The following is an 8,409-nucleotide window of genomic DNA, read 5'->3' as shown; positions in this document are numbered from 1 at the left end:
CGGCCTCGGCCCTGTCGTGCCAGTCCGCCGTCACGTTGGCCTGGGCCGCGAACTCCTCGCTGGGCGGGAAGGTGCGGCTCTCGTGGGACAGATTGCTCAGCGTGGCACCGGACTCGGCCATTTCCTCACGTCCTCCTCGTGACTGCGGACCGCCTGCCGGACAGCGCAGCACGCCTGCGGTCAGGGGTATCCGTCTCGGGGCGAACGGTAGTGCGCCGACGCGCCGGATGCACCGTCAGTACGGAGAGTGGGCCACCGGGTGACCGGTGAGGTCGGCAGGCGGTGACAGCATGGCGTCGTGGCCCCGTCCTCGACCGCAGATCCGCTGGCACCGCTCGTCTCCCTGCCCGGCGTGACCGACGCCGTCGCCCGCGTCCGCGACGCGCTGGTCGCCGTGCACAACCACCCCGCCAACAGGCGAGGGTTCCCCGCCAACGCGGCCGAGTCCGCGCTGCGTGGCGCCCGCGCGTCCGCGGCCATCGACGGCGCCCCGCTGAACACCGACGACCTCGTGTCCGACCCGGTGCTCGCCGGAGCCGTCCGGGTCGCCGACGAGCACGCCCGGCTCGTCCCGGTGTGGAAGGCCGCCCCGCTGCAGGCGCTGGCCCGGCTGCACGTCCTCGCCGCGGCCGACCTCGTCCCCGTCGCCGACCACGCCGACTCGCTGGGACGCCCGCGTCCCGGGACGTCGGACCGGCTCTCGCTGCTCGCCGACCTCGTCACCGGGGGGACCCGCGTCCCCGCGCCCGTCCTCGTCGCCGTCGTCCACGGCGAGCTGCTGGCCCTCGCGCCGTTCGGGACCGCTGACGGTGTCGTCGCCCGCGCCGCCGCCCGGCTCGCCGCCACCGCCTCGGGTCTCGACGTGAAGTCCCTCGCCGTGCCGGAGGTCGGCCACCTGCGCCGGCTCGCCGAGTACCGCTCGGCTGCCACGGCTTTCGCCGGCGGTGGGGCCGACGGGGTGGGGGCGTGGCTGCTGCACTGCTGCGCGCAGTGGGAGGCCGGGGCGGCGGAGGCGACGTCGATCGCGTCGTCCCGTTCCTGATCCCGCGGAACCCGGCCCGGACATGAGAAAGGCGGCACCCTCACGGGTACCGCCTCTCTCGCACGACCGACCGGGGTCCAGGCGTGCACTACGTGTCGTGCTCCGGCCTCGGCGTCCGGCGTCCCGGTACGCAGGCCCACGACGACATGCCTCCCGCGGCGTGCTGTGCGTGGAGTGCCCGGCGTTCGTGCACGGAGCCCGTGCGGGGGAGACGGGTACTTCTCTGCCGTACCGCCCCTGGCCGACCGGAGTCCGTGCCGTCATTTGTAGTGCGTGACCGCAGGCACAACAAGGGTCGAATCGGGTGCACCGACAGGTGGACTCCGGGTGACGAAACGGCATCGGACGGAACCCGGATGGGGGCTGCCCCGAGCCCACCGCGAGACGTAGAAATAGACGTTTGTGCTGCTCAACGCCGGTGGCGCTGCCGCGACCGGCGCATCGTCCATCCTGCGCCGGCCAGCGCGACGGCTCCGGCACCGACGGCCGCGAGCGTCGCCGGGCGCGCCACCTTCAGCCGTGAGCCCAGCGCCACCGGATCGGCGAACGTCAGCACCGGCCAGCCTCGTTCCTCGGCCTCACGACGCAGGCCCTTGTCCGGGTTCACCGCCGTCGGATGCCCGACCGCGGCGAGCAGCGGCAGGTCGGTGATGGAGTCGGAGTAGGCCCAGCAGTGGGCCATGTCGTAACCGCGCTCGGCCGCGATCTCGCGCGCCGCCTCGGCCTTGTGCTCGCCGTAGCAGTAGTAGTCGATCTCGCCGGTGTAGCGGCCGTTGCGCACCGCCATCCGGGTGGCGAAGCAACGATCGGCCTCGACGAGCGCCGCGATCGGCTCCACGACCTCCACCCCCGACGCCGACAGCACCACGACCTCCTCGCCCGCCGCCTGGTGCCGTCCGATCAGTTCCACCGCCTCCGCGTAGATCAACGGCTCGACGATCTCGTGCAGCGTCTCGGCCACGATGGACCGGACCTGTTCGACCTCCCAGCCCGCGCACAACGCCGTGATCCGTTGACGCAGCATGTCCATCGTGTCGGCGTCGGCCCCCGCGAGCAGCAGCATCAACTGGGCGTAGACGCTGCGCAGGACGGCCCTGCGCCCGATCAGCCCGTGGCTGCGGAACGGCCGGCTGAACGCCAGCGCGCTCGACCCCGCGATGATCGTCTTGTCGAGGTCGAAGAACGCCGCCGACGTCGGGGCCTGCTGGGGCGGTCCGGGCACGTCGCGGGAGCTTGCCAGATGCCGGCGACGACACCATCGCACGGCGCGCGCCATCGCGGGGCGACACCCGGAAGCACATCCCGCAGAGGGGCGCGCTTCCGGCCCGTATCGGGATACGATTGACGCGGCCCGTTCGCGGGCCCGCGGTTCAGCTCGACCCCCCGGGGCTGAACCACCGACGGCCCCCGCCACTCCCCCCTGGCGGGGGCCGTCCCATGTCCGGGGTCCTTCGGAAGTGTTGGGCCGCAGCAGATCTCGGCTATCCGTCCCCGGTCGTCGCATGGGCTGTCCGCCGCATCGTCACATACGCCACCGACATTCCCGGCTGTCCACAGCCACCATCGGGTCGATCCGTCCACATGTCCACAGAGCTGTCCACAGTCTCCGGTGGATCGCCCCACGCACCCCTTCGCGCCGACACGCTCGACGACGAACAGCGCACCGCCGCCCGGCGGGCCGGCGAGAGGGACGAGGACAGATGGACGAGCGACGTGCACTGCTGATGGTCGACGACCCCGACCTGCTCGACGCGGTGCTGCGCCTCGCCGCCGCCGCAGGCTGCGAGGCCCATCGCGCCCACGACCCCACCGACGCCCGACGGCACTGGGCCGACGCGGCGATCGTCGTCATGGACGTGAGCGCCGCCGAGCGGTGCGCCCGCGCAGCCCTCCCCCGCCGCGACGGGATCGTGCTGGTCACAGCGGCCGATCCACCACCGCAGGTGTGGCGGCTCGGCCTCGTCGTCGGGGCCGGCAGCATCGTCGAGCTCCCCGAGGGCGAGCTGTGGCTGGTCACCGCGTTCACCGAGGCGACCGAGAACGCCGGCCCGCCGGGCGCCGTACTGGCCGTCGTCGGCGGCTGCGGCGGGGCCGGTGCCTCGGCGCTCGCCGCCGCCATCGCGCTGCGCGCCGCACGCGACGGGACACGCGCCCTCCTGCTCGACTGCGACCCCCTCGGCGGCGGGCTCGACCTGCTGCTCGGCGCCGAGGACGTGCTCGGCGTCCGCTGGCCCGAACTGTCCGTCGTGGACGGACGAATACCCGCGGGTGCGCTGCACGAGGCACTCCCCGCCATGGGCGACAGGGGGCTGTCGTTGCTGTCCTGCGACCGGATCGGACCTGGTCCCACCGCGGGCGCACTGCGCGCCGTCGTCGAGGCCGGCCGGCGGGCGGGCGACACCGTCGTGTGCGACGTGCCCCGCCAACCGGGGGAGGCTGCCGACGTCGTCCTCTCGGCTGCCGACCTGACAGTGCTCGTCGTGCCCGCCGACGTCCGGGCCTGCGCCGCGGCTGCCCGCGTCGCCGCCGACCTCACGGCCCGGTCGCCCGCGGTGGGGCTCGTCGTCCGCGGACCGTCGCCGGGCGGGCTCACACCTGTCGAGATCGCCCGAGCGCTGGACGTACCGCTCCTCGCCTCGATGCGCCCACAGCACGACCTCGACCGCAGGCTCGAACGCGGACTCCCACCCGCCGACCGCGGACCGCTCCCCGACACCGCCGCCACCGTGCTCGCCGAACTGGGCGACCGGTCACGGCTCAGCCGCACCGGACGGCCGGCGTGAGCACCCTGGTCGACCGGGTCCGGTCCCGGCTCGCCGAGACCGGCGGCGAACCCACCGCCGCGGCCGTCGCCGCCGCCATCCGCGCCGAGGCCGGCGGGGTCGTCTCCGACCTCGACACCCTCGCCGCGCTACGCACCCTGCGCCAGGAGTTCACCGGCGCCGGACCGCTCGACGCCCTGCTGCGCGACCCCCGCACCACCGACGTGCTCGTCAGCGGCGGCGCGGTCTGGGTCGACCGCGGCCGCGGACTCGAACGCACCGCCGTCTCCTTCGCCGACGAGGCCTCCGTCCGCCGCCTCGCGCAGCGCCTCGCGCTCACCGCGGGGCGCCGCCTCGACGACGCGAGTCCCTGCGTCGACGGCTGGCTGGCCGACTCCGGGGTGCGGCTGCACGCCGTCCTCGCGCCCGTCGCCGCCGACGGCACCTGCCTCTCGCTGCGGGTCCTGCGGCCCGCGGCGCACGACCTCGACACCCTCACCGCCCTCGGCACGGTCGACGCCGCCGGCGCGGCGCTGCTCCGGGCGGTGGTCGCCGCCCGGCTCGCCGTCCTCGTATCCGGCGGGACCGGCAGCGGCAAGACCACGCTGCTGACGGCGTTGCTGTCCGCCGCCGACCCCGCCGAACGAATCGTCACGGTGGAGGACGCGGAAGAGCTCCGGCCCCGGCACCCGCACGTCGTCCGGCTCGTCGCGCGGCCCGCCAACGTCGAGGGCGCCGGTGGGGTGGCGCTGCGCGAGCTCGTCCGGCAGGCGCTGCGGATGCGGCCCGACCGGCTGGTCGTCGGCGAGGTTCGCGGTGCCGAGGTGTGCGATCTGCTCGCAGCGCTGAACACCGGCCACGACGGTGGCGCCGGCACCGTGCACGCCAACTCCCCCACCGAGGTCCCGGCCCGGATCGAGGCCCTCGCCGCGCTCGGCGGGATGGCGCCGGCGACCGCCCACAGCCAGCTGGCCGCCGCAGTGCAGATCGTGCTGCACATGAGCCGCCGCGACGGGCAGCGCGTCCTCGACGGGGTCGGCGTCCTCGGCCGGAACGACGGGCGCGTCGTCGTCGAGCCCGCCTGGACGCGCACCGGCGGCTGGACCCGCGGGCGCGACGCCCTCGGCGCCCTATTCATCGCCCGCGACCAGGCGCTCCCGTGGTGAGCGCCGCACTCGCCGCGCTGGCCGCGGCCGTCCTGATCGCTCCCCAGCGGCCCGCGGCGGCCCGGCTGCGGCACGTGACCGGTGCCGCGGCCGGGTCCCGACGGCTCCCGCGACCGACCGCCGGCCTCGGGGTCGTGCTCGGCACGACCGTCGGGGCCGGGCTCGTCGCGGGCATCGGCGGGGCCCTGGCCGGGCTGCTCGCCGGCACGATCTGGGTGCGCCGCCGTGCCGCGCGACGGGCCGCCCTCGCCGCGGCCGTCGCCGGCACCGAGCTGGCCGACGCGCTGACCCGCATCTGCGACGAGCTGCGCTCCGGCGCACACCCGGCCGCCGCGCTCTCCGGGATCGACGCCGACGGACCCACCGCCCGCGACGCCCTGCGCCCCGCCGACGCCGCGCTGCGCCTCGGCGAGACCGTCCCCGCCGCCCTCGCCCGCTCGGCCCCGCACCCCGCGCTCACCGACGACGTCGACCGCGTCGCCGCAGCCTGGGCGCTGTCCGACCGGCACGGCATCCCGCTCGCGACCCTGCTGTCCTCGGTCGCCACCGACGTCCGCTGGCGCGTCGAGTTCGGCAACCGGGTCCGCGCCGAGCTCGCCGGTCCGCGCGCCACCGCCACGGTGCTCACGCTGCTGCCGGTCCTCGGCCTCGGGTTCGGGCAGCTCATGGGCGCCGACCCCCTCGGGGTGCTGCGCGACGGCGTCCTCGGCGCCGTCCTGCTCGTCGGCGGGACGCTGCTCACCGCCGCCGGTGTCGCGTGGTCCGAACACATCCTCGCCTCGGCGGCCCCCCGATGACCGCGCTGCTCGCCGCCCTCGCCCTGCTCGCCGCCGCCGCGCTCGTCGCCACCGACGTCCACGTCAGCCGCACCCGGCTCGCGCTGCTGCACCGGCCCGCGCCCGTCCTGCTCGCCACGCCCGCACCCGCACCGCTGCGCCGTGCCTGGATGGTCACCGGCGGGGTCGCGGCCGGGGCGCTCGGTACCGCGATCGGCGGCGCGACCGCCGGAATCGTCCTCGGGGCGCTCGCCGTCGCAGCGTCCCTGCTCGTCGCCCGGCGCGCCCGGGCCGCCGACACCGGGGAGTCACCCGCCGAGCTCGCCGGCGGCTGGGAGCTGCTCGCCGTCTGCCTCGACGCGGGACTGCCGCTGCCCACCGCCGTCGACGCCACCGCCGGACGCCTCACCGGCCCCGCCGGACGCGACCTGCGCCGCGTCGCCGGCCTGCTCGAACTGGGCGCCGATCCCGTCCAGGCCTGGCAGGGAGCCGCCGACCGGCCGGCCCTCACCGTCTTCGCCCGTGCCGCCCGCCGGTCGGCCGCCACCGGCTCCGGCATCGCGCACGTCGCCCGCACCGAGGCGCAACGACTGCGGGGTGAGCTCGTCGACACCGCCCGCGCCCGGGCCCAACGCGCCGCCGTGACGATCACCGGACCGCTCGGGCTCTGCTTCCTGCCCGCGTTCCTGGTCCTGGGCATCGCACCCGTCGTCGTCGGCCTCGCCGGCGACGCCCTGGCCCTGTGGTGAGCCGTCGATGCCCATCACATGGATCCGTCAGTCCCCCACCCTCGAAGGAGAAAACCATGTCCGCTGCTCTTCGCCGCCTGCGCCGGTTCCTGTCCGACGACGCCGGAATGTCGACCGTCGAGTACGCGATCGGGACGTTGGCCGCCGCGGCCTTCGCCGCCGTGCTCTACAGCGTCGTCAGCGGGGAGAACATCGTCACCGCGCTGACCGGCCTGGTCGAACGCGCGCTCTCGTCGACCGTCTGAGCAGCCCCCGCTCCGACGAGCGCGGAGCTGTGACCGTGGAGGCCGCCATCGCGCTGGGAGTACTCGTCGTGGTCGCGCTCGCGGCGATGGGCGCGGTCCTGGCCGTCGTCGCGGCCGTCCGCTGCACCGACGCCGCGCGGGAGGCGGCACGGCTCGCGGCCCGGGGTGAGCCCGACCGCGGCCGTGCCGTCGCCGTGCAGCTGGCGCCACCGGGGGCGGTCGTCGACGTCGGGACCAGGGGCGACGACGTCGTCGTCTCGGTGACCGCCCCCGCGGTCCGCCCGTTCCCGTTCCGTGTCTCGGCTCGCGCGGTCGCCGCCACGGAACCCGGCGGTACCGAACCTGCGGCGAGCGCCGCTGCGGCGGCCGGCCTGCTCGTCCTCCGCCTGCGCCGCGCCAGGCGCCGGGCCGGCCCGCGCGCCGGGCGCCGGGCCGGGCCGCGCGCCAGATCCCAGGCCGGGCCGCGCGCCAGGTCCCAGGCCGGGCCGCGCGCTCGGTCCCGGGCCGGGTCGCGGCCGAGGGGTTCCGACGACTCCGGGGTCGCCACCGTCCACGCCGCGCTGGCCGCGGTGCTGGTGCTGGGTCTGGCCGTGGTCGGGATCGAGCTCGGGGGCGCCGTCCTCGCCCGGCACCGGGCCGAGGCTGCCGCCGACCTCGCCGCGCTGGCCGCCGCGACCGACGCCGCCCTGGGTCAGGACGCCGCCTGCGCCCGGGCCCGCACGATCGCCGCCGGGATGGACTCCACGCTGCGGCGGTGCGTGTTCGACGGCTGGGACGCGCTGGTGGAGGTCGGCACCCCGCGCGCAGCGGTGCTCGGCGACCCGGAAGCGCTCGGACGAGCCCGCGCCGGTCCCGCCGAACCACCGTGACGACGGCGCGTCGCCGCGACACGCCGGCAGTCGCGGACGGTGCGCGGATCGACGCGCCGGATGGTCGGACACCCGGCCGAGGGGCGGAGAGCGGGCGCGGTCCAACCGGCGCAGGCGCGCCGTCCGACGGAGCCACACCCGACGACGAACGGTCGACACGCGAGGACGAACGGGGTCGGACGACCGTCGAGGACATTGTTTGCGCACGTCGGGGCCCGGAAGGTCACCGATCGGCACCAAGCCCCTCGCTCGTCGTTGCACGTGCACCGATCGGCGACGACGGGTGGCGGCAAGCTGTTGATCCCTGCCCTACTGGACTCGTCAGGGCGAGGCCGCGCAGGCCGGGCCCCGACGCCGAGCACGCTCCCCAGACCGCGGTGGGGCCGAAGCGCCTTCGAGCCGACCCCCATTCGGCTCCACCGCATTCAGGGCCGCCGCCGGCCGGTCCGGCCCCCGACGGGTCGGCCGGCGGCGGCCACTTTCCCAGCCTGCCGGCACCGACGCTCCGGCGAGTGCGCCGCGCAGGTTCCGCGAACGCTGCGCGCGTTCGCCGGCCGGCGCGTCGTCCGCAGGCCACGCGCCGACGCAGGAACCCGCGCGCCGACCGCACAACGTGCGCGGGGGTACGTGCCCGGCCGTCGACGGGTCGGCCGCTGGGGCGCGGAGGGCAGAGCCGGTCGCCGATGTCGGTCGCAGCCCCGGCCGCAGCCCCGGCCCCGGCCCCGGCTCCGGCCCCGGCTCCGGCTCCGGCTCCGGCTCCGGCTCCGGCTCCGGCTCCGGCTCCGGCTCCGGCTCCGGCT

At 76.5% G+C, this 8,409-nt stretch carries 8 protein-coding genes; 7 read left to right on the top strand and 1 reads right to left on the bottom strand.

Annotation, left to right across the window (positions count from 1 at the left end; translation table 11 throughout):
• Nucleotides 1–298 precede the first annotated feature (298 nt).
• Entirely contained in the window at nucleotides 299–1,042 is a 744-nt protein-coding gene (locus PSU4_RS30015) for an oxidoreductase (RefSeq protein ID WP_147115913.1), read from the top strand.
• A gap of 409 nt (nucleotides 1,043–1,451) precedes the next feature.
• Here PSU4_RS30015 and PSU4_RS30010 read toward each other — a convergent pair whose 3' ends face one another.
• Entirely contained in the window at nucleotides 1,452–2,264 is an 813-nt protein-coding gene (locus tag PSU4_RS30010; protein WP_246115444.1) for an HAD family hydrolase, read from the bottom strand.
• A 478-nt stretch (nucleotides 2,265–2,742) separates the two neighbouring features.
• On the opposite strand from PSU4_RS30010, the gene ssd reads away from it, so the two are divergent.
• Genes ssd through PSU4_RS32670 form a run of 6 tightly spaced genes read left to right on the top strand, consistent with a single transcriptional unit; the run spans nucleotide 2,743 to nucleotide 7,609 of the window.
• Entirely contained in the window at nucleotides 2,743–3,825 is a 1,083-nt protein-coding gene (gene ssd / locus PSU4_RS30005) for a septum site-determining protein Ssd (protein WP_147115910.1), read from the top strand.
• Nucleotides 3,822–4,970 (top strand): TadA family conjugal transfer-associated ATPase, encoded by a 1,149-nt coding sequence (locus tag PSU4_RS30000; protein WP_147115908.1) that lies wholly within the window; start codon nucleotides 3,822–3,824, stop codon nucleotides 4,968–4,970. The genes ssd and PSU4_RS30000 overlap by 4 nt, the downstream gene beginning before the upstream one ends.
• Nucleotides 4,967–5,767, top strand: coding sequence for a type II secretion system F family protein (locus PSU4_RS29995; protein WP_147115906.1), 801 nt, complete (start codon nucleotides 4,967–4,969; stop codon nucleotides 5,765–5,767). The genes PSU4_RS30000 and PSU4_RS29995 overlap by 4 nt, the downstream gene beginning before the upstream one ends.
• Nucleotides 5,764–6,495, top strand: a complete 732-nt coding sequence (locus tag PSU4_RS29990) for a type II secretion system F family protein (protein ID WP_147115905.1) — start codon at nucleotides 5,764–5,766, stop codon at nucleotides 6,493–6,495. The genes PSU4_RS29995 and PSU4_RS29990 overlap by 4 nt, the downstream gene beginning before the upstream one ends.
• A 56-nt stretch (nucleotides 6,496–6,551) precedes the next feature.
• On the top strand, nucleotides 6,552–6,740 hold the full coding sequence (locus PSU4_RS29985; RefSeq protein ID WP_147115903.1) for a DUF4244 domain-containing protein: 189 nt from the start codon (nucleotides 6,552–6,554) through the stop codon (nucleotides 6,738–6,740).
• A 29-nt stretch (nucleotides 6,741–6,769) separates the two neighbouring features.
• Complete coding sequence (locus PSU4_RS32670; protein ID WP_246115443.1) at nucleotides 6,770–7,609, top strand: Rv3654c family TadE-like protein; 840 nt, start codon at nucleotides 6,770–6,772, stop codon at nucleotides 7,607–7,609.
• Nucleotides 7,610–8,409: the final 800 nt, after the last annotated feature.

Origin of the sequence: Pseudonocardia sulfidoxydans NBRC 16205, assembly GCF_007989085.1 — a bacterium.
GTDB classification, from domain to species: Bacteria; Actinomycetota; Actinomycetes; order Mycobacteriales; family Pseudonocardiaceae; genus Pseudonocardia; species Pseudonocardia sulfidoxydans.
The sequence above is the reverse complement of the archived record's forward strand: the minus strand, read 5'-3'. Positions and strand labels throughout refer to the sequence as shown.

What these genes read in the sequence shown, in the direction of transcription:
- PSU4_RS29985 (WP_147115903.1), top strand. Translation starts at nt 6,552, where the DNA reads ATGTCCGCTGCTCTTCGCCGCCTGCGCCGGTTCCTGTCCGACGACGCC.
- PSU4_RS29990 (WP_147115905.1), top strand. Translation starts at nt 5,764, where the DNA reads ATGACCGCGCTGCTCGCCGCCCTCGCCCTGCTCGCCGCCGCCGCGCTC.
- ssd (WP_147115910.1), top strand. Translation starts at nt 2,743, where the DNA reads ATGGACGAGCGACGTGCACTGCTGATGGTCGACGACCCCGACCTGCTC.